The sequence below is a fragment of the Phaeodactylibacter sp. genome (genome assembly GCF_022763345.1).
Classification (GTDB): Bacteria; Bacteroidota; Bacteroidia; order Chitinophagales; family Saprospiraceae; genus Phaeodactylibacter.
Genome location: NZ_JALEGS010000024.1, coordinates 24,124 through 44,147, shown reverse-complemented (window position 1 = coordinate 44,147; position 20,024 = coordinate 24,124). Strand labels below are relative to the sequence as shown.

The following is a 20,024-nucleotide window of genomic DNA, read 5'->3' as shown; positions in this document are numbered from 1 at the left end:
TGCCGAATTTAGTTGAATTTTAAAGTAGCTTTATCTTTTGGCTCTGCTGTAGCACCGAATAGCTGTTGGAGGAAGTGAAGGTAACGGTTTATGATTATTTCTTCCTGAAAATAGGCTCGAACAATTTTTCTGCCTTCTATTCCTAATTGGTGCCGCTGGGTATCGTCCATTCTGATAACTTTTTCCATAACTCTCGCTAATTGCTTATGGTCCATGGGCTGGCAGAGAAATCCGGTTTTGCCCTCAAGTACAATATCCTTGCAGCCTGGAGTGGGCGTCCCGATTATTGGGATGCCCATACTTGCAGCCTCCAGGAGTATCCTGGGGACACCTTCCCGATAATAGGTCGGGAGCACTACACAATGGGCTTCGGCCAGGATAGGGCGAATGTCTTCCTTGGCCCCCTGGTAATTTACGGCCCCTGTTTTTTCCCAGGTTACAATATCAGCTGCACTAATCGCGCCAGGTGCGTCCTTCTCTAAAAAGCCTGCAATTTGAAATTCCACCTCAGGATAGCTGGGTTTGAGGATTTGGGCGGCTTGTACAAATTCAGGAACCCCTTTCTCTTTGATCAGGCGCCCGGCATAAACAAAACAAAGAGCGGAGCTTGTTGCAGGCCGCACCGGGTTAGGTTTGAAATAGCCAGTATCTACGCCTTCCCCGGGCAGATAGGCTGCCTGGGCGGGCGAAACTACACCCTCTGTCAAAAAACAGGACTGATCGTCTTTATTTAAAAACCATACCTTTTTTGCACCTTTAAAACTATGCTTATACAGCCACTTTACCAATACCGTTTTCCAATTTCGGCGGATAAACAGGTAGCCCAGGCCTGTCACCACTGCTAACCGTGGGATGCGAAGGAGCCGGGCAGCAAATTGCCCGTAGATATTTGGCTTGACCGTATAGCTGATTAAAAAATCCGGGCGATGTTGCCTTAAAACCCTAAATACCTCAAAGGAATACTGCAGGTCGGGAATCGGATTAACTTTATGCCTGGATAGCTTGACTGGGATAAATTGGCAGGGTTCGTTTTTTAGTTTCTCCGTATAGCGGTCCTGCGGGCAAAGAATTAAAACCTGATATCCTTCCTTGGCCAACCGCCTGACAAGCCCCCTGCGAAAGTTGTAAATACTCCAGCTGGTATTAGAAAGGATCGCAATGGTCTTGCGGGCGGATTTACGCATGCTTTTGCGAGCGTTTTTTTAACAAAGATGAAAAAAACAGTGCAACTTTATAGTTAGGCATCAGGAGGAAGGGATTAGCTTGTTAAACCGGAATAATAGTATTTTCAGCTTTCTGCGTACCAAAAGGGGGATAAAGGGAATCACCTGTTTAGCCAGTCGCCGGTTCAGGCGTGTTCGGAGCGGTAGTCGGGGCAACAACTGGATTTCAATACTATAACGGTGAAAAAGACTGGCCAGATAGCTCTGGGCCCGGACCTTGTTTTTCGACAAGGCCTTGCTTCTCCATTCTTCGTTCATCCAGTGAAATGCATACCACTGAGGAGCTGGCCGCAATTGCTGTTCGCGGTAACAATCCACAACCTCCCATCGATCTGGATTGGTCATAGAGTGAATGCAGCCATTCAGGCCGAACTGGAAAATGCCCTCATTCAGGATGCGGATGGGCAGGAGCCAATCGGTATTCCAGGCATCAACCTGTTCCCGTGCCCGTTGATAGCACCATTCCATCAGTGGGCTTCCTTTGGGGCACTTCATGAGGTTACCGACAACAGGCAGCACATCATGTTCTCTGAATGCATAGGCACTCTGGAAGTCAAGCGGTTTCAGGCAGGTGATATCCATGTCCGTCCACCATCCGCCATGCTCATACAGCAGCTTGTACCGGAAGATATCCGAAAAGCCGGCAAGGCTGCCTTTGCCGTGCCCAAATTCATTTCCGTCAATGTAACGGAAAATAGCATCACGGGGCAGTATTTGCCTCGCATCACATACCACAGTGCCCGTTGGCGGAGGAGTGACAAGGTCATTGTAAATCCACAAACAAAACGTATGCCCCTGCGCTTGGAAGGATTTAATGCAAAGGATCTCCAGGGGGGTCAGTTTTTCCCCTATCCACAGCCCATGAACCACCTTGTTATCCGCTCTCATGAATAGGTTTGCTCGAGATTTGTCTGAAAGTCTTGCAAGATAGACATTTTGCCCTGATTTCATTTTCAGGCAGGAGGTATTTGTGGGCATAACAGTTAGGTTTTACCTCGCTATTGCTATAAATTGTTCCCGCTTTATCCCTAAATTAAGGGCTTAATCATGACCAACAAAACGGAAAACAAAACCATGATGGACAGAAGAGGATTTATTCAGAAGGCCGGGCTTGCCGCTGGAGCTATGGCCACGGGCACTCCTAGTTTTGCGGGAACGGGCAGGCAGGATCATCAACAATTTAACCTCAAATACGCCCCTCACTTGGGCATGTTTGCCGAGACGGCCGGAAAAGACCCGGTGGCGCAATTGCACTTTATGGCTGATCAGGGCTTCACCGCTTTTGAAGACAATAGTATGAAGAATAAGCCGGTCGAACTCCAAAAGGCAATGGCAAAGGCAATGGAAAGCCGGGGCATGGAAATGGGGGTTTTCGTGGCCCATAGCATTGCCTGGAATGATGCCAACCTGGCCAGCGGCGATGAGGAGAAACGGCAGGCTTTTCTAAAAGAGATCGAAGAAAGTGTGGAAGTAGCCAAACGGGTCAACGCAACCTGTATGACCGTTGTGCCAGGGCTGGTTGACCTGCGGCAGGACATGGGCTACCAAACGGCCAATGTGATTGAAACCCTAAAGCAAGCCTCCGCGATTTTAGAGCCCCATGGACTGGTAATGGTGCTGGAGCCCCTCAACTTCTACAATCATCCGGGGCTGTTCCTCAGCAAAGCGGCCCAGGGCTACCAAATTTGTAAGGCGGTGGACAGCCCTGCCTGCAAAATCCTGTTTGATATTTACCATCAGCAGATTCAGGAGGGCAACCTGTTGCCGAATATCGAAAAGTGCTGGGGGGAGATCGCTTACTTCCAGATCGGTGATAATCCCGGGCGCAATGAACCCACCACGGGCGAGATCAACTACAAAAATATTTTCCAGTATATCCACAGCCGAGGCTTTGAAGGCATCCTCGGTATGGAGCATGGTAATTCTATGCCTGGGAAAGAGGGCGAGCAGGCTGTCATTGATGCCTACCGCTCGGTCGATGTGGTAGTGGAGGAAAAAGATTAATCCGACGAAAATGCAACGGTTTTTCTAACTTTAGAGACGGAAATAAAATAAAGCTAGACCGTCAAACTACTCAGTCTAAATCATTAAGCACCCGCATGCAAAAAGTAACCGAAGAACCTTCCCTTTACCGGCACCTGGAAAAGATGCCGGTAAAGGAAATCCTTACCCACATTAACGAAGAGGACGCCAAAGTCCATCTTGCCGTACAGGAGGTCATCCCCAGGCTCACTGAATTAGTCGAAGCCATTCTGGAGCGCATGAAAAAGGGCGGCCGTTTATTTTACATTGGCGCAGGCACAAGCGGCCGGCTGGGGATTTTAGATGCCTCAGAATGCCCCCCAACCTACGGTGTGCCCCCGGATTGGGTCATTGGGCTGATTGCCGGTGGGGACCACGCCATACGCAATGCCGTCGAATTTGCAGAGGATAGCGAAACCCAGGCTTGGAAAGATCTACAGGATTATTTCGTCAATGATCAGGATACGGTTATTGGTATTGCGGCCTCAGGTACCACCCCATATGTAGTACACGGGCTTAAAGAGTGCCAGAAACATGGCATCCTGACAGCCTGTATCACTTGTAACCCGGATGCACCGGTCAGCGCTTACGCCGATTATCCCCTGGAAGTTATCGTAGGGCCTGAATTTGTCACCGGGAGTACACGCATGAAAGCCGGGACCGCCCAAAAGCTGGTCCTTAATATGATCTCCACCACCGTTATGATTGGTCTGGGAAGGGTTGTGGACAACAAAATGGTGGATATGCAGCTGAGCAATCAAAAGCTGGTGGACCGGGGCACCAAGATTATCAAAAATACCGTAGGCGGTACTTACGATGACGCCAAAGCCCTCTTGCTGGAGCACGGCAGTGTGCGCAAGGCCATCGAAGCAGCCCGGCAATAATCAGTTTTTGATCTGATAATTATCATTTTTGGAGTAAAAGTAATGGTGGACTTTAGTAGCTCGACACCAAAGAGGTATAGCTATGTCCTATTCCAAACCACAGCTGTTTTTTCTGACAGCGCTCCGACTCCTCGCCGGCTGGCATTTTCTATTTGAAGGCTTCATCAAGCTGCTAACGCCCGGCTGGACAGCTCAGGGGTACCTGCTCAGTGCACAGGGCCCTTTGGCGCCACTTTTTCAATGGCTGGGCAATGACGCCCTGATTGGTGTTTCAGATACCTTAACTGCGGTGGCCTTATCCACAGTAGGGCTAACCCTTATCCTTGGAATATGGGAGAAAGCGGGCGCTTATATTGGTATCGCTATGCTCACCTTTTTCTACCTGGCGCACCCTTCCTGGCCGGGCATACCTGCCGCTGGCCCATCAGAAGGCAATTACTTTATTGTCAACAAGAACCTCGTAGAACTTGCTGCACTCGGTGTACTAGCCTATTTCCCAACGGGGCACCTGCTGGGGCTGGGCGTATTTTTTAATCCGAAAAATCAGGTACAACATGGATAAGCATCAAGCAGAGCAAGGCGCATTGCAGGGACGCCGGAAAGCCCTCAAAGGACTGATCGGATTGCCATTCATTGGTGGTATTGCGGCCGGCGCTTATGCCGAAGTACGGAAGAAACAACAGGAAAAAGACCAAATCCTCCGGGAACTCAATATCGAGGCAGAACGCCCAGAAATCGCCTCTGATATGTCAGGCGAACCTGTCCGGATCGGTATTGTGGGGAATGGAGGGCGCGGTCAACACCTGGTCCGTGTGCTGGGGTTTGCTACGCCGGCCTGGGTGCAGGCGATGCAGGAACAAGGCAACACCGGCGCTTTGGAAGCTTATCAGAACCAGGAAAACCTCAATGTCAAGCTGACCGGCGTCTGTGATGTCTTCGAGGTCAATGCTGAACTGGCACAATCTGCTTCCCCGGATTGCAAACGCTATCGGCACTACGAAGACCTGATCAACAGCCCGGATATAGATGCAGTAGTCATCGCCACCCCTGACCACTGGCACGCACCGGTGGCTATCGCTGCCTTGCAGGCCGGCAAGCATGTGTATGTGGAAAAACCCATGACCCATAAAATCGCGGAAACCTACGCTCTCCGTGAAGCGGCCCGAAACTCAAAAGCGATCTTTCAGGTGGGGCATCAGCACCGGCAGACTCAAAGCTTTATTACCGCTCAGGATATCATCCGGAAGCGGGTGCTGGGGCACGTGTCTTTGGTACAGGCCAATACAAACCGTAACAGCGATAATGGAGCCTGGCAGTACCATATCCACGAAAAAGCCAGCCCTCAGACCATCGACTGGGACCTTTTTCTGGGCAATGCGCCAAGTATTCCTTTCAATAAAGAGCATTTCTTCCGCTGGCGCAAATGGTGGGCCTATGGCTCGGGCTTGTCCGGCGACCTGATGACCCACGATTTCGACCGGGTCAACTGTATCCTCAATATGGGGATGCCCCGCTTCGTAACCGCTTCCGGCGGCATTTACACCCACCGCGATGGGCGGGATGTACCGGACGTTTTCCAGGCAGTAATGGAATACCCGGACTTCACCACGGGCTCCAGCCGGGAAGCCGGGCTGGAAAAGGGGATGACCTTTGTTTACAGCGCTACCCTTGGGAATCAGCACTGGCGTGAAACCCTTCTGATGGGGCACGATGGCACACTCGAGCTGGGCAACCAACTCCGGGTGCATGCCGATCCGAACTCTACCCGTTACCGGCACCTGATCGAAAGCGGTGTGATGGACCCGAGTGTGCCGATTTATGCCTATGACCCGGCTTCCGGCAATGCGGATGGCGTGACTTCAGCGACCTCCAAATACTTTGCCCAGAAAGGGCTGCTTTGGACTTACCGGGGTGGCAAGCGGGTCGATTCAGCTATGCTGCACATCAGGGAATGGCTGGGTGCCATCCGTAATGGAACACCCGTAAGCTGCGGTATAGAGGAAGGTTTTGAGGAAGCAATGTCTGCTCATATGGCAGGGCTCTCCTGGAAACTTGGGCGTAGGATGGAATGGGACGCGGGGGCAGAGCAAATCATCGCTTTGCCCGGTGAAGATCTTGATGCAATGCTTGTGGCCCCCGGGCGCGTAATAGCAGGCATGATGGGATAAAAGGAGCCCCTGCCAGTATTTTCCATCAGTTTGGGGTTACAAGGCAGCGGCTCCATGAGCGTTACTACCGCGTAATAGAATAAGGCATAAATTGTAACAAATTTGTCCTCACAGGCGGTATGTTTTTCCTCGTGATCGTTGGTTACCCGGCGGTTCGTTTCTTCCAGTAACGCAGCAGGCCTGCCACGCTCATCCAGGAAGGATTAGCATTTTCATAAATTTCCAGCATGGATTCCGAAACGCCTTTTTCGGTGAGCCGGTCTTGTACCCATGCCATGAATTCCGGCGTAATGGATTTTGGGTCACTACCAGCTTCAAAGTGCGGCTTCATCCATTCGGCCCAGGCTAAAAGCTCTTGTTCCAGCTCATCGAGGTGGACGGGAATATTGGCCCCTGCAATCCGCCCATAGTGGGTCAGGTAAATGGCTTGCAGAGGTAACTGCCGGATGAGGTTGAGGGAAGCCTGCCAGTCTTCAACGTTGATATCCGGTGGCGGGCAGGGCGGTACAACCGGAGCATCACCAATTTTAACCCCGGCCACATCACCTGCAATTAATGCGCTGCCAACCTGCCACGCAATATGGTGCACCGCGTGCCCGGGCGTATGCCAGGCGGTAATTTCGGTATCCCCGATTTTGATGGTATCCTCATGGTCCACCGTCTTTAGCTGTGCTGCCGGGATGCCTTTCATGGTGCTCCATAGCCGCTCCATATCGTCGCCGTAGATACGGGTAGCGGAGGCCACGAGCTTGGAAGGGTCATGCATGTGCGCCTGTCCGAAGGGGTGCAGGTATATGGTGGCTCCTGCTTCTGCCATGGCCCAGGCTGCTCCGGCATGGTCCAGGTGTATATGTGTGATGAAAACATGGGCAATGTCCTCAGGCTGATAGCCCTGTGCTGCAAGCCCGGCTTTCAGATGGCTAAAGGTGGAGTAGGGGCCGGTTTCAAACAGGATGGGTCCTGCTGAAGTCTCTGCCAGAAATGCTGCAATCGTGTCGCTTTTGTCCAGAAAATGAAGATCCAGAACTTTAATCATTTTATTTTTGCTTTTACTCAGTTAGAATTTTCTTGTGTTTTTATTTTTATAATTTCAAAAATCAAAAGGAGAAACCATTAAGGAAATCATTGGCTTTCATGCGTTTACGGCCTTGCAGTTGAAGTTCCTCTACGACCAGCCAGCCATCGGGTGCTGCGATTTTAATCCAGCTTTTATTGTCAGAGCGGAAGGTGCCGGGTGTGGCATCCATATCTGCTTTCTCATAGTGGGCACGGAGAATTTTCAGTTGTTTGCCTTCCAGAGTGGTCCAGGCAGCAGGGTAGGGGCTGAGCCCCCGCACGAAGTTGTGTACTTTCTCGATCGGCTGAGCAAAGTCAATTTCACAGGTTTCCCGAAACAGCTTTGGAGCCTTAGTCGCCAGGGCATCGTCTTGTTTTTGCAGCTGGTAATCGCCAGACTCAATAGCTTTGACCGTTTTTAGCACCGTTTCTGCCCCGAGCAGCATCATCCGGTCATGGACCGCTCCGGCGGTTTCATTAGGGCCAATGGGCATTTTTTCCTGAAAGAGGACATCACCGGTATCGATTTCGTGGCGGATGAAGAAGGTCGTAACGCCTGTTTCGGCATCTCCGTTGATGACCGCCCAGTTGATGGGAGCTGCGCCCCTGTAGCGTGGCAGCAGGGAACCATGCAGGTTGAAGGTGCCGTATTCCGGCATATCCCAAACTGCTTCCGGCAGCATACGGAAAGCGACAACGACCTGAAGATTGGCATTCAAACCCCTCAGTTCTTCCTGGAATTCAGGCGATTTCAGGTTTTTGGGCTGCAGGACTGGGATGCCCTGCTCCACGGCATATTTTTTCACGGGGGACTCCAAAAGTTGTTTTTTCCCGCGCCCGCCGTACTTGTCAGTAGCCGTCACTACGCCTACGACTTTGTACCCGTTTTGTACCAATATCCGAAGGGAAGGCACCGCGAAATCTGGCGTACCCATAAAAACTATTCTTAAACTCATAGAAGACAAGTTGGTATTTTTGCGTTATTGTACCTAATTTTCAGAAAAGTTCTAAGAATTACAACAGAGGTATCGCACAATATGATGAAATCAGCCTTATTTTACAGCGTATTTGTCATTTTCTTTTTGCCGGATCAGGGGCTAGCCTTTAGCGGTTGCCCCGGATCAGGGGCACAGATATCTGCTGTGGACACCATCCCGCTGTCCGAGCGTTTTGATGAACCACTGAGCGGAGCTGTGCGGCAAAATGAAGACCGCCAACCGGCTTTTCAGCAGCGGGCTAATGATCGTAAAGTCATTCCAATTGAGACGATAGAAACGGATACAGCCTACCGCAACCTACAGGAAATTCCGGAAGGCTACAACGGCTTTAAAATTGAGATTATGTCTACGGCTATGCCGCTTCCTCCCGATCATGATCTGTTTTTCCAGCATGGGAATATCACGCTGGAAGAATTAGGGGAGGGCGAATTTTCCTACCTGATCGGGCATTTCGAAGAGCAGGCAAAGGCAGAATCTTTCCGGGCGGCCTTCTTGGAGGGGCGTTATCCGGCCTCTAAAGTCGTAGGTTATATCGAAGGGCAGCGGCAATTCAAGGCAGTACCAAAAGAAGAATAATGCAGAAACGGACACTTTCCTGGACGACAGAAGACGGCATCAACATACACGCTTGCGAATGGGCAGTCGCGAACCCCAAAGCTGTCCTGGCGATCGCCCACGGCTTGGGAGAGCACATCGAACGATATGATCATATGGCACGCTGGTTCAACGCCCGCGGCTATGCTGTTCTAGGTTACGACCGGCGTGGGCATGGCCAATCCGGGGGGAAGCGTGGGCACAGCCCCGGGCTGGAGCCTCTGCTGGACGAGATTGCTCAGTTGTTGGTCGAAGCCCGGACCGCTTATCAGGACCTGCCGGTATTCCTGTATGGCCACAGTCAGGGCGGTGGGCTGGCGCTTTCTTACACCCTGCACCGCAACCCGGAAATTGCCGGTTTGATTGCCTCCGCTCCCTGGATTCAACTCTCCTTTACGCCGCCAGCAGCACTGGTAGCAGTAGGAAAGCTCATGCGGAGAATTTATCCGGGCTTGCTTCAGGGGAACAATCTGGAAACTGGTTTGCTGTCCAGAGATGCCAAAGTGGTGAAAGCCTATGAAGAAGACCCATTGGTCCACGACAGGATCTCTGCGGCAGTAGGCATTGACATGATGCAGGAAGGCGACTGGATGATGCAGCAAAAGGGTGGTTTCCCTATTCCGTTACTGATCGCCCATGGCACGGGAGATGGTATCACTTCCCCCGAAGCCAGTGAAGCTTTTGCGGCTCAATTGGAAGGGGATGTGACCTTTAAGCCGTGGCCTGAGCTGTACCACGAAATACATAACGAACCGGAAAAAGAAGCCCATTTTCAATATGTGCTGGAATGGCTAAATGCTAGAATCGCTTGATTGATTCCAGGATGTAAAGCGGGCGCTGCTTGATTTCATTGTAGATATTCGATAGATAAATCGACATGATGTACAAATTCAGGCAAGTGGTAGCAAAGAAAATGGCGATAAGGATGACCAGAAACGTCCATCCCGGATACGGCTCTCCGGCACTACCGAACAAATCCACGCCGGTAAATTTCACTTTCAGCGCATTACCGATGACGCCGATAAGAAAGACCAGGGAAAACAAAAATATCCACAACAGCAAGGAGCGCAAGAAGGTAGTGAAGGACGTAATCGCGATAAGCGAGGTTCGGAAACGCTCCGAGAAGGACTCCTGTTCTCTGCCATGCAGGGGCTCATCGGTTTCCAGGTAGCGCGTTTTGTAGCCCACGATGGAGTAGATGGCCTTCATGTACCGCAAATTCTCACGCAGGCGCAGCAGTGAATTAAGCGCCCGGCGGGAAATAACCCGGGTGTTGTGCGCCATCTCATCGACTTCCAGGGCTGAATAGCGGCGCAGGATAAAGTAGAAAAGACTGTAAAACGGTCGAAAGTGGGCGCCTGCCTGCCGCTGCCGGGCCCGCATGTAGACGATATCTGCTCCTTCGTTACGGCTGTGCTCAAAGAGCTGCAGTATTAATTCAGGCTGCTGATAGAAGTCAAACTCAAAAATCACCGTGTAGTCCCCGTTGCTTCGGTCTAGTCCAGCCAGTACAGCATGATTGTGGTTGGTGGCACGGGAAAGGTTGAGCAGGTACACATTATGTTTCAGATCGTCCGGTAGCTGCTCGATGGCATCATCGGCAGAAGCTTCCGGATTGTTGTTGACTACAATAAATTCAAAATCCGTGAAGTGTTGGCGCACTACGGCAAAGGTATTTTGCAGGTATTCCGGCAACAAACGGAGCTCATGCGTATGCTCCAAAACACAGACCACAGTGATGAAACTATTGTACATTTAGCCCAAATTTGCCCAAAAATATCACTATTTCAATTACATAAGTTGCTTTTTGCCCGGTTTTTAAAGAAATTGCGGTGACTTTGTTTTAAAAGATACCTGAACGCCTTATATTTCGTATTTAAATTTGTTCTCTGAATACGCAACACTGCTATAGTTGAAATTCAGAGAACCGAATCGGAGAGATTTCTGTGCCAGACTTTTGGTGATAAAATTGAGCTGGCGTAGAGATTAGTCGGGGAGCAAATGACCATTATTTTGCTTTCGGCTTGACCACTAAGGCTAAAAAAATGTCAGGGAGATTTCCATTTTACCAGCAACTCGACGCGATGGACTGCGGGGCAACCTGCCTGCGCATGGTGTCTCGTCATTTTGGGCGGTACTACTCGCTAGAGTATCTCCGAGACCTGACTTATATGGGCAAACAGGGCGTCACCCTTTTGGGCATCAGTGACGCAGCTGAGCATATCGGGCTGCAAAGCCTGGCTGTGAAGACGACCTTCGATCGCCTGGCGAGGGATATTCCGGTCCCGGCTGTCGCGCACTGGAAACAGGAACACTTCGTGGTGGTCTACAAGGCGAATTCCAGGCATGTCTGGATTGCCGATCCGGCAGCGGGCAAATTCAAACTGACCCGTGAAGAATTCCTTGAAAACTGGGCAAGCGATGTGGAGGACGGGGAAGATGTCGGTGTGCTACTCTTGCTGGAGCCCACACCTGAGTTTTATGCCCGCGAGGGCGAAAAGATCAACAAGTCTGGCTTTGGCTACGTAAGGAGTTATTTTCAGCGCTACCGCCCTCTGCTCCTACAGCTGGGCGTAGGGCTGGCACTGGGCAGTTTGTTACAGCTTATTTTTCCATTCCTGATCAAGTCTATTATTGATACAGGAATTGAAAACGATGACCTTAATTTCATACAGCTTATTCTGCTGGCACAGTTTTTCCTGTTCGCAACGATGATGGCCGTGGAGCAATTCCGAAGCTGGATTTTGTTGCACGTAACGGTGCGCGTCAACATCAGCCTGATTTCTGATTTCCTAATCAAGCTCACCAAGCTGCCCATCAGCTTTTTTGATTCAAAAGTGACTGGTGATTTAATGCAGCGGATTGCAGACCATGAGCGGGTTCAACGTTTCCTGACTTCTACCTCCCTGGTTTCCATTTTTACCTTCGCGAATATCTTGGTTTTTGCGGGAGTGTTACTCGCTTGGGATGCGACTATTTTTGGCATTTTTATCGTTTTTACCCTGGCTCAGATAGGCTGGATTTTCTACTTCCAATACCTGAGGCGGGAGTTGGATTACAAGCATTTTGATCAGTCTGCGGAAAACCAAAGCAACCTGATGGAGCTCATCAGTGGCATGCAGGACATCAAACTCCACAATGCCGAGAAACAAAAACGGTGGGCATGGGAGCGTATTCAGGCCCGGTTGTTCCGCACAAGTGTCAGCGCTTTGCGCATTGGGCAAATACAACGTGCCGGGTCGGGATTTTTCAATGAGACTAAGAACCTACTGATCATTTTCATGGTCGCCAAGGCAGTTATGGATAATGAGATGTCGCTGGGAATGCTCCTTGGTGTTCAGTACATTATAGGGCAGATGAATTCGCCCCTCAATCAGCTGTTCGAGTTTCTGCGGGCCAGGCAGGAAGCCAAAATCAGCCTGGAGCGCCTCAACGAAATCCACGTCCGCGATAACGAGGAGAACCTGGAAGAGAAAATTACCATATTGCCGGAGTACGGTGACCTGATTTTGGAAAACGTAAGCTTCCAATACAATGGCCCGCACTCCCCAACCGTCCTGCGCAGCGTTAACCTGCGTATCCCCAAAGGACAAACGACCGCTATCGTGGGCACAAGTGGAAGTGGCAAGACCACTATTCTTAAACTGCTCCTCAATATCTATCAGCCCACCGAAGGCGCGATCCGTCTCGGTGACATCAACTTGTCTAATGTCAACAACCGGCTGTGGCGGAATAAATGCGGGGTAGTCATGCAGGATGGATACATCTTCTTCGACTCAATCGCTCGTAATATTGCATTAGGCGATGAGATCATCGATAAACGAAAACTGCTGAATGCCGTAAAGGTGGCCAATATTCAGACCTTCATTGAATCTCTGCCGTTAGGGTACAACACCAAAATCGGTCAGGAAGGGCTCGGGCTTAGTCAGGGGCAGCGGCAGCGCATGCTCATCGCCCGTGCTGTATACAAAAACCCGGATTATATCTTCTTCGATGAAGCGACTACCGCACTGGATGCCTATAATGAAATGCTGATCATGGAAAACCTGGAAGACTTCTTCCGCGGACGTACCGTGGTCACCGTAGCGCACCGCCTGAGCACGGTGATGAACGCGGACAATATCATTGTACTGGAAGGTGGAGAAATTGTAGAACAAGGCACGCACGACGAACTGACCTATCTGCGGGGCGCTTATTACCAACTGGTCCGCAATCAACTGGAGCTGGGCGCATAAATCCTACCACCTATGCAAGAGCACGAAAATATAGAAATCCGAAGCGAAGAGGTACAGGAAATCCTGGGTACCCCTCCGCCATGGATGGCTCGGTTTGGCACATTGCTGGCACTGCTTGTCGTAGTGGTGCTCGGCTATATTAGTTATTTTATTGAATACCCGGTGGTGGTGGATGCCGGTATTACGGTGTCTTCCAAAGAACCGCCCAAGCGCCTGGTGTCCAATATCAGTGGCCGGGTTCAGTCTATCCTGGTGGAAAATGAGGCTGCGGTTAAGGAAAATGATGTGATCGTCGTTTTCAAAAGCAATGCCCGCCTGGAGGATATGCTCACGCTGGAGTCCAAAATGATGATGATGGAGGCGCCTTCCGATTCTGCCCTGCTCGCCTTTTCAGTACCCGATACCTTCGTCCTGGGGTCTATCAAGGAGCCGCTCTATGATTTCTACCGGCAGCAGAAGGTGAGGCAGCAGTATGAGGAGAACCCTTACGATAAGTACAGCATTGACCAATTGGAGCGCGAGCTTCAAAAGATACAGAGTATTATTCGCTCGGACCTGCGGAGAATCGAAAACCTGGACAGTCAAATCGAGTTGGTTCAGGAACGGCTGGCGAGAGAGGAAAAGCTGGTCCGGGATAACCTTCTGGCTGAATCACGTATTGAGAAAACCAGAGAGTCGTTGCTTAGCCTGCAACGAATGCGGGAGAGTGTTGAGTCTTCCATCAAGAACCGTGAACTGGAAAAAGAGCGTATCCGGGCGGAGAAAACGGGTGTCCGCGAAGGTTCCGTTGAAAGTAAAAAACAGGCCGGTATTGAGCTGCGGGAGCGTTTTAACGACTTACAGCGCGCCGTAGAGGAATGGATGTTTAAGTACGTCATCACGGCTCCGGTAGCCGGAGTGGTGTCGCTTTACATGGAAGACATTACGGAGCAGCAATTTGTCGAAGAAGGTTTTGAAATTGGCGTGGTTGTCCCGCAACTGGAACAGGAAGCGAAGGGCATCATCTGGTTGCCGGTGGCCAAAGCCAGCCCGGTGAAGCCTGGTAAAAAAGTGGTGGTCAGTTTCGATGTGTACCCTGTACTGGAATTTGGGTCAACAATTGGGCAGGTCGAATCTATCAGTCAGGTGCCGATCAACGGGCAGGTGGCCCTAACTATTGATTTCCCCAGAGGCCTGGTCACAGAGTTCGGTCGGGAGTTGGATGCTTCTCAGACCATGAAGGGCGATGCCAATATCATCATTAAGGACAAGCGGTTTATTGAGCGGATTTTCGAGCATTTTAGGAGTTAATAAATGCCCCCCCAAGTATTCACCATTAAAAAGGGCTCATACGCATCCAAATGGGTGCGCATGAGCCCTGATTTTAATGGTCCCTACAGGTGGATCACCTCGTCGTAAGCCGCTGCTGCCGCTTCCATCACCGCCTCGCTCATCGTGGGGTGAGGGTGCACCGTTTTGATGATCTCATGGCCTGTGGTTTCCAGTTTTCGGGCGGCTACTACTTCTGCAATCATCTCCGTTACATTCATGCCGACCATGTGGGCGCCCAGGAACTCGCCGTATTTCGCGTCGAAGATGACCTTTACGAAGCCTTCCTTCGCACCAGCTGCACTGGCTTTGCCGGAAGCAGAAAATGGGAATTTGCCCACCTTGATTTCATAACCGGCATCCTTAGCCGCCTGCTCCGTATAGCCTACTGATGCGACCTCAGGCACGCAGTAAGTACAGGCTGGAATGTTGTTGTAGTCCATAGGCTGCGGATTTTCACCTGCGATTTTCTCCACGCAGATGATGCCCTCAGCGCTGGCAACGTGCGCAAGTGCGGCACCGGGCGTCACATCGCCGATTGCGTAGATACCTGCAACGTTGGTGCGGTAGAACTCATCTACCTGAATCAGGCCGCGGTCCGTTTTGATGCCCAGTGCTTCCAGGCCAATATTCTCTGTGTTTGGCGCTACGCCTGCTGCAGAAAGTACAACGTCGCACTTGATTTCTTCCGTCTTGCCGGTTTTCCGGTTCTTAACGGTAACTGTACATCCACGGCCTTTGGTGTCAACCGACTCCACAGAGGTGTTGCCAAGAATATTGATGCCCTTCTTTTTATAGATTTTATTCATTTCCTTGCTCACGTCGGCATCTTCGCGGGGCACCAGGCCCTGCTCCATGAATTCCACCACTGTCACTTCCGTGCCGATAGAGCTATAGAAATAAGCAAATTCGGTACCGATGGCACCAGCGCCCACCACAACCATTTTCTTAGGCTGCTTTTCAAGGCTCATCGCTTTGCGATACTCAATGACCTTTTTTCCATCAATAGGAACAGTAGGCAGCTCTTTGGCCCGCCCGCCGGTGGCAATAATGATGTGCTCAGCGCTGTATTCTTTTTTATTGCCGTCTTTGTCCGTCACCTCTACCTTCTTGCCGCGGAGCAGTTTGCCGTGGCCATCGAGTACGGTGATTTTATTTTTGCGGAACAGGAAGTTAATCCCCTTGCTCATTCCATCCGCCACGTTACGGCTGCGTTTCACCATTCCGGTGAAGTCAACGCTGGCTTTATCTACTTTGATACCGTAGTCTTCTGCGTGGTTGATGTACTCAAAAACCTGAGCACTCTTCAACAGGGCTTTGGTTGGGATACAGCCCCAGTTCAGGCAAATGCCCCCAAGTGATTCCCGCTCCACTACACCAACTTTCATACCGAGTTGTGAAGCGCGGATGGCGGCAACGTATCCTCCGGGACCACTGCCAACTACAATCAGATCAAACTTATCCATGTTCTTGTTTCTGGTTTTAATTATGAGTCTGCCTGCAAAATCGATCAGCAGGAGTAGGCGAAAATTTTCAAGCCTCCAGCTTTTCAGACTGCTGGAAAATTAGCGCAAATATACTGACCAAAACGCGGTTGTCACAACAAAGCAGCTTATAGTACGATTTTCAACGGCGGGAAGGCACAAAAAAGGACTCCGCTGCTATCACTGCCGCGGAGTCCATTCTAACTTGCTGATACTTAATCTTTGTGCCTATAGGGAGTTGGACATCTTCTTTTGATGATCTAAAAGTAGAACAAAGGGAACGGTTTCTAAAATATTCTCACTGACAATTTGTCAAGCAACAAAATGATGAAAGGTGCTCATGATTTGATTAAGATGCTGGTTTTTTAATGTTTATACATTTTTATTTTAATTTATGCAATGCTGCTGCTTTCCGCTATTCCTTGTAAATCAGGGGCGAGGGCTGTCAGATAAAATTCTGTTTTTTATTCCTCTTCGGGCGTGGTTTCGTAGAGGACCGTGACGAGCTTTGACTCTTGGCCTGCTTCGGCTGCCGTGATTCGGAATGCTAAACCGGGCTGCAAAGAGATGGGCTCACCCCGGGGGCGCAAGTTTTCCTTCCTGGACTCCAGTACTTCGCTTATTGCGCTGAAAGAGAGATAGGGCGCTCCCAGTTCGCCCAGCTCCCGGTATTTTTGAATAGCCTGCAGCGCCCAGTCTTCTTTCCGGGTTACTGCTTGCCAGGAGAATGTGAATTCCTGCCTGATCTGATCGCAGCCGGTCTGCTCAATTTGCACAGTCGTAGATTGGTTCAGTACAAAACGCTCCACCCCTTTGCCAGGCTGCAGCTCAAACTGATGCTGAGAAACCCCCGGCAGGGAGGCATCAAAAATGGGCTCCGGAGCACCGTACAAACAATCTTCAAAAGATTCACGAGGTGGCAGATCAGAGGCGCAGCCACCCAGTCCGGCCAAGGCCCAAAGCCCGAGCGAGAAAATAATACCTGACAGGGCCCGCTTCATTTCGGTAGATCGATGGTTAAACAATTATCAGCAATTGGTGTTAGGCTATCGGTTTTAAGATTACACGGCAATAGTAGACTATTTGGCCACTCAAATAACCCGAAAAATTTCAAAATACATCCTTTATGGTGAATTCAAAATATTCCGGCAATGGTATTGCCCGGAAAGTAAACGGCTATGTGCCTAATAATGGGAGCGACCTCGTGGAGGAATTGGGAGATATGCATGCTGCGACCTCTGTTGACACGCCGCTGCGGGCAGATGCCTTTGACCGCTCTGATGAAGAAAAAATGGAAATCATCAGTCAGCATTTCCGGGAAATCATGGAAACCCTGGGACTGGATCTGACCGATGATTCTCTGAACGGTACGCCGAGACGGGTAGCGAAAATGTTCGTCAAGGAAATCTTTGGCGGGCTGAACCCGGAATCCAAACCTGCGATTTCTTTATTCGAAAATAAATTTGGTTACCGGCAAATGCTGGTGGAGAAGGGCATTCAGGTGCAGTCCTTTTGCGAGCACCATTTTCTGCCAATTTATGGCAAATGCCACATCGCCTACATCGCTAATGGCAAGGTGATTGGACTGTCTAAGCTCAACCGGATTGTAGAACACTTCGCTCGTCGCCCGCAGGTACAGGAGCGGCTCACCGTGCAGATCGCCGAAGAGCTCAAGCGCGTGCTCAAAACCGATGATGTAGCGGTATATATGGATGCCAAGCACATGTGCGTGGAAATGCGAGGCATTAAACACACACAGTGCAGCACCGTTACCTCTGAGTATAGCGGTCGTTTTCTCAATGAGAATGTACGCGCAGAATTTCTAAAGACTATCAAAGACTAAAAAGCGAAATTTAAATTATGGCGGTTGAATTATTAGCCAACAAGAAGGTATTGATTGTAGGTGCTACCGGCGGCATTGGTGCCGAAGCAGCCAAAATGATCAAAAACTCTCAGGGTAATGTCTTCATTACCGGCAGAGATCAGGAGAAGCTGAAAAAGGTAGCTAAAGACAATAAAATTCCTGATGATCAGGTGTTCACCATGGAGGTTACTGACCCGGAGTCCGTTCAAAAAGTAGCGGACCAAATCCACAGTAAAGTGGATCAAATTGACATTCTGGTGAACGCAGCCGGGGTAGGCTACCTCAAGAAGTTTGAGCAGATCGAATACGAGCAGATGAGCCGTATGATTGACATCAACCTCAAAGGTGCTTTCCTGGTCATGCAGGCCTTCCTTCCTCCAATGAAGGCCTCTAAAAAAGGGATGATTATCAACATCCCTGGTGTTCTGGGGCGGGCTCCTATGGCAGCCGCTGCAGCCTATGCGGCTTCCAAATACGGGTTAAACGGCATGGTGAAGTCGCTGCGCGAAGAGTTGAAGCGAACAGAAATCAGGCTGTCGAACCTTTACCTGGGCGGCGTGGATTCGGAATTCTGGGATGACATTGATATGCCTGTAAACCGGGATAAGTTCATCACGGCTCAGGAAGCCGGGCGTGCGGTATGGTTCATGTGCCAGCAACCTACCTCCGGCGTAGTATCCGAGATGGTTATACAGCCTTTCAACCATCAGGTGATTTAGAACTTCAGAAAATAAACTTTGACCGGGCGCTGCCGTACCCACTGGCAGCGCCCGGTTTTTTTATTAGGGTTGTTGGCGAAGTGCCAAGTAGGCTTTAACAAAATCTGGCATTCCATACCCCACAGCAACATTAGGCAAGTCAGACTGGCTGCTACTATTGCGGATGGCATTCAGCAGTTCCTCTACGCTGGCATCGGGATAAGCTTCGCGCAGGCAGGCGACCATGCCCGCTACAATCGGGCTGGCAAAAGACGTCCCGGACCCAATCGTGACCTGATACTGATAGGCATCAGCCAATGTAACCCACGCTCCGGGCGCTACAATATCCGGTTTGATGCGTCGGTCTGCTGTAGGGCCTACCGAGCTGAAGCTCGCCAAATCCCCGTTTAACGCAGTAGCCCCGATTGAAAAAGCGCCTGCCGCATCCGCCGGTATACCAATCCGGCGCCAGGGGCTGCCTCCTTCATTGCCTGCGCTCGTGACCACCAGCATGCCTTTCCGGGCCGCAATATCAGCTGCCCGGCTGGCTACAGAAATGCTCCCCGTCAGGTCCTCCGCCGTGTAGTTCATAGAGGCCTCATCAAACTGGGTATAGCCCAGGGAAGAGTTCATGACATCTGCTCCGAGGCTATCCGCATACTCAAGCCCGGCCACCCAGTGGCATTCCTCTATTCGGTGTTCGCCCCGTGTATCTTCAGTTTTAATACAGACGTAAGTGGCATCTGGTGCCGTGCCTACCAGCACTTCCGGCTGATTGGCCGCCATAGTGGAAAGGACTTTGGTACCGTGGCTGCTGGATTCCCAAACCAGCGTGTCTTTATCGACCATGTCCAGGGACGTAAGCAACCGGTTGTCAGCGCGGAGGGAGTCGAAGAATGGGCTTTGGTCCACTCCGGTGAAACCGCCATCCATAACGGCAATCAGGACACCCTTGCCCCGGTAGCCCATCAGGTGAAGGCTGTCCCCGTTGATGGCTTTGATCTGTTTGGTTCCGTAACCGTAATGCTGCCCGGATAGCGCTTTGCTCTTGAGCTTGCCCATTTTCGCGTCCCGTTCCACGCTGGCTTTTTTTGCCCGGTACGGCCCGGCATACCAAACGGTATCCACAAAAGGCAGGGCTTTAATATCCGGCAGCATAGACGATTCTCCGTAAATGGTAGCGGCATTGAGCCAGCGGGAGGTATGGTGCACTTTGGCCCCGGCTTCGGTCACGCCTTTTAGGTAAACGGGATTGGGTGGGAAATCTTCCATTGTCACCGGGATGCCCAATTTCTGCCTTCTGGCAATGGCACGGGGAGAAAGGAAGACCTCCGGTGCATCCACCGTGTAAGGCGTATTCGCTTTGTCTTTGAAGGCGACCCAGTAAAACTGCTGGTCGTTGTTGGGTTGTTGTTCCTGCCCCAAAGCAGGGTAAGCAAAGCCTAATAAACAGGCGATAGCGCTGCTGAAAATGGTCTTTTTCATAGGTT

18 protein-coding genes are annotated in these 20,024 nt (G+C 50.7%); 10 read left to right on the top strand and 8 right to left on the bottom strand.

Annotation, left to right across the window (positions count from 1 at the left end; genetic code table 11):
* Window positions 1-8: 8 nt before the first annotated feature.
* Both MRY86_RS06845 and MRY86_RS06840 read right to left on the bottom strand, forming a co-directional pair.
* A complete protein-coding gene (locus MRY86_RS06845; protein ID WP_293571123.1) occupies window positions 9-1,184 on the bottom strand; it encodes a glycosyltransferase family 4 protein in 1,176 nt (391 codons plus the stop codon).
* Window positions 1,185-1,244: 60 nt separating this feature from the next.
* A complete protein-coding gene (locus MRY86_RS06840) occupies window positions 1,245-2,111 on the bottom strand; it encodes a glycosyltransferase (RefSeq protein WP_293566701.1) in 867 nt (288 codons plus the stop codon).
* 189 nt (window positions 2,112-2,300) lie between these two features.
* Here MRY86_RS06840 and MRY86_RS06835 point away from each other — a divergent pair, with 189 nt between their 5' ends.
* From MRY86_RS06835 to MRY86_RS06820, 4 genes are all read left to right on the top strand, one after another.
* Window positions 2,301-3,227, top strand: a complete 927-nt coding sequence (locus MRY86_RS06835; RefSeq protein ID WP_363325409.1) for a TIM barrel protein — start codon at window positions 2,301-2,303, stop codon at window positions 3,225-3,227.
* A 95-nt stretch (window positions 3,228-3,322) separates the two neighbouring features.
* Window positions 3,323-4,129, top strand: coding sequence for an N-acetylmuramic acid 6-phosphate etherase (gene murQ, locus MRY86_RS06830; protein WP_293566699.1), 807 nt, complete (start codon window positions 3,323-3,325; stop codon window positions 4,127-4,129).
* An 82-nt stretch (window positions 4,130-4,211) separates the two neighbouring features.
* The gene (locus MRY86_RS06825) at window positions 4,212-4,691 is read left to right on the top strand and encodes a hypothetical protein (RefSeq protein ID WP_293566698.1); all 480 of its coding nucleotides are present in this window, start codon (window positions 4,212-4,214) and stop codon (window positions 4,689-4,691) included.
* Complete coding sequence (locus tag MRY86_RS06820; protein WP_293566697.1) at window positions 4,684-6,297, top strand: Gfo/Idh/MocA family oxidoreductase; 1,614 nt, start codon at window positions 4,684-4,686, stop codon at window positions 6,295-6,297. The genes MRY86_RS06825 and MRY86_RS06820 overlap by 8 nt, the downstream gene beginning before the upstream one ends.
* Before the next feature lie 142 nt (window positions 6,298-6,439).
* On the opposite strand, the gene MRY86_RS06815 is transcribed toward MRY86_RS06820, so the two are convergent.
* Complete coding sequence (locus MRY86_RS06815) at window positions 6,440-7,333, bottom strand: MBL fold metallo-hydrolase (RefSeq protein ID WP_044226241.1); 894 nt, start codon at window positions 7,331-7,333, stop codon at window positions 6,440-6,442.
* Window positions 7,334-7,394: 61 nt separating this feature from the next.
* A complete protein-coding gene (fmt, locus tag MRY86_RS06810) occupies window positions 7,395-8,309 on the bottom strand; it encodes a methionyl-tRNA formyltransferase (RefSeq protein ID WP_293566696.1) in 915 nt (304 codons plus the stop codon).
* Window positions 8,310-8,390: 81 nt separating this feature from the next.
* On the opposite strand from fmt, the gene MRY86_RS06805 reads away from it, so the two are divergent.
* Both MRY86_RS06805 and MRY86_RS06800 read left to right on the top strand, forming a co-directional pair.
* Window positions 8,391-8,927: a hypothetical protein gene (locus tag MRY86_RS06805; RefSeq protein ID WP_044226244.1), complete on the top strand. Its 537-nt coding sequence runs from the start codon at window positions 8,391-8,393 to the stop codon at window positions 8,925-8,927.
* The gene (locus MRY86_RS06800; RefSeq protein ID WP_052516317.1) at window positions 8,927-9,757 is read left to right on the top strand and encodes an alpha/beta hydrolase; all 831 of its coding nucleotides are present in this window, start codon (window positions 8,927-8,929) and stop codon (window positions 9,755-9,757) included. Before MRY86_RS06805 ends, MRY86_RS06800 begins: the two co-directional genes overlap by 1 nt.
* Here the strand turns inward: MRY86_RS06800 and MRY86_RS06795 are convergent.
* Window positions 9,744-10,700 carry a glycosyltransferase gene (locus MRY86_RS06795; protein WP_293566695.1) on the bottom strand — a complete coding sequence of 319 codons (957 nt, stop codon included), beginning with the start codon at window positions 10,698-10,700 and terminating at the stop codon, window positions 9,744-9,746. The genes MRY86_RS06800 and MRY86_RS06795 overlap by 14 nt on opposite strands.
* Before the next feature lie 290 nt (window positions 10,701-10,990).
* Here MRY86_RS06795 and MRY86_RS06790 point away from each other — a divergent pair, with 290 nt between their 5' ends.
* Both MRY86_RS06790 and MRY86_RS06785 read left to right on the top strand, forming a co-directional pair.
* On the top strand, window positions 10,991-13,180 hold the full coding sequence (locus MRY86_RS06790; protein ID WP_044226246.1) for a peptidase domain-containing ABC transporter: 2,190 nt from the start codon (window positions 10,991-10,993) through the stop codon (window positions 13,178-13,180).
* A gap of 12 nt (window positions 13,181-13,192) precedes the next feature.
* Complete coding sequence (locus MRY86_RS06785; protein ID WP_293566694.1) at window positions 13,193-14,470, top strand: HlyD family efflux transporter periplasmic adaptor subunit; 1,278 nt, start codon at window positions 13,193-13,195, stop codon at window positions 14,468-14,470.
* A gap of 83 nt (window positions 14,471-14,553) precedes the next feature.
* Here the strand turns inward: MRY86_RS06785 and lpdA are convergent, their stop codons facing one another.
* Together lpdA and MRY86_RS06775 are read right to left on the bottom strand one after the other, a co-directional pair.
* The gene (gene lpdA, locus MRY86_RS06780) at window positions 14,554-15,954 is read right to left on the bottom strand and encodes a dihydrolipoyl dehydrogenase (RefSeq protein ID WP_293566693.1); all 1,401 of its coding nucleotides are present in this window, start codon (window positions 15,952-15,954) and stop codon (window positions 14,554-14,556) included.
* Window positions 15,955-16,436: 482 nt separating this feature from the next.
* Complete coding sequence (locus MRY86_RS06775; protein WP_293571121.1) at window positions 16,437-16,973, bottom strand: hypothetical protein; 537 nt, start codon at window positions 16,971-16,973, stop codon at window positions 16,437-16,439.
* A 221-nt stretch (window positions 16,974-17,194) separates the two neighbouring features.
* Here MRY86_RS06775 and folE point away from each other — a divergent pair, with 221 nt between their 5' ends.
* On the top strand, window positions 17,195-17,815 hold the full coding sequence (gene folE, locus MRY86_RS06770) for a GTP cyclohydrolase I FolE (RefSeq protein WP_363325470.1): 621 nt from the start codon (window positions 17,195-17,197) through the stop codon (window positions 17,813-17,815).
* Window positions 17,816-17,832: 17 nt separating this feature from the next.
* The gene (locus tag MRY86_RS06765) at window positions 17,833-18,555 is read left to right on the top strand and encodes an SDR family oxidoreductase (RefSeq protein ID WP_293570498.1); all 723 of its coding nucleotides are present in this window, start codon (window positions 17,833-17,835) and stop codon (window positions 18,553-18,555) included.
* 63 nt (window positions 18,556-18,618) lie between these two features.
* Here MRY86_RS06765 and MRY86_RS06760 read toward each other — a convergent pair whose 3' ends face one another.
* Window positions 18,619-20,019, bottom strand: a complete 1,401-nt coding sequence (locus MRY86_RS06760) for a S8 family serine peptidase (RefSeq protein ID WP_293570497.1) — start codon at window positions 20,017-20,019, stop codon at window positions 18,619-18,621.
* Window positions 20,020-20,024 lie beyond the last annotated feature (5 nt).

Coding starts and splice junctions, on each gene's coding strand:
- MRY86_RS06760 (WP_293570497.1), bottom strand. CDS start 20,019: ATGAAAAAGACCATTTTCAGCAGCGCTATCGCCTGTTTATTAGGCTTT.
- MRY86_RS06835 (WP_363325409.1), top strand. CDS start 2,301: ATGGACAGAAGAGGATTTATTCAGAAGGCCGGGCTTGCCGCTGGAGCT.
- MRY86_RS06790 (WP_044226246.1), top strand. CDS start 10,991: ATGTCAGGGAGATTTCCATTTTACCAGCAACTCGACGCGATGGACTGC.
- MRY86_RS06840 (WP_293566701.1), bottom strand. CDS start 2,111: ATGAGAGCGGATAACAAGGTGGTTCATGGGCTGTGGATAGGGGAAAAA.
- folE (WP_363325470.1), top strand. CDS start 17,195: ATGCATGCTGCGACCTCTGTTGACACGCCGCTGCGGGCAGATGCCTTT.
- MRY86_RS06775 (WP_293571121.1), bottom strand. CDS start 16,973: ATGAAGCGGGCCCTGTCAGGTATTATTTTCTCGCTCGGGCTTTGGGCC.
- MRY86_RS06785 (WP_293566694.1), top strand. CDS start 13,193: ATGCAAGAGCACGAAAATATAGAAATCCGAAGCGAAGAGGTACAGGAA.
- MRY86_RS06805 (WP_044226244.1), top strand. CDS start 8,391: ATGATGAAATCAGCCTTATTTTACAGCGTATTTGTCATTTTCTTTTTG.
- MRY86_RS06845 (WP_293571123.1), bottom strand. CDS start 1,184: ATGCGTAAATCCGCCCGCAAGACCATTGCGATCCTTTCTAATACCAGC.
- MRY86_RS06795 (WP_293566695.1), bottom strand. CDS start 10,700: ATGTACAATAGTTTCATCACTGTGGTCTGTGTTTTGGAGCATACGCAT.
- MRY86_RS06820 (WP_293566697.1), top strand. CDS start 4,684: ATGGATAAGCATCAAGCAGAGCAAGGCGCATTGCAGGGACGCCGGAAA.
- MRY86_RS06765 (WP_293570498.1), top strand. CDS start 17,833: ATGGCGGTTGAATTATTAGCCAACAAGAAGGTATTGATTGTAGGTGCT.
- MRY86_RS06825 (WP_293566698.1), top strand. CDS start 4,212: ATGTCCTATTCCAAACCACAGCTGTTTTTTCTGACAGCGCTCCGACTC.
- murQ (WP_293566699.1), top strand. CDS start 3,323: ATGCAAAAAGTAACCGAAGAACCTTCCCTTTACCGGCACCTGGAAAAG.
- lpdA (WP_293566693.1), bottom strand. CDS start 15,954: ATGGATAAGTTTGATCTGATTGTAGTTGGCAGTGGTCCCGGAGGATAC.
- MRY86_RS06800 (WP_052516317.1), top strand. CDS start 8,927: ATGCAGAAACGGACACTTTCCTGGACGACAGAAGACGGCATCAACATA.
- MRY86_RS06815 (WP_044226241.1), bottom strand. CDS start 7,333: ATGATTAAAGTTCTGGATCTTCATTTTCTGGACAAAAGCGACACGATT.
- fmt (WP_293566696.1), bottom strand. CDS start 8,309: ATGAGTTTAAGAATAGTTTTTATGGGTACGCCAGATTTCGCGGTGCCT.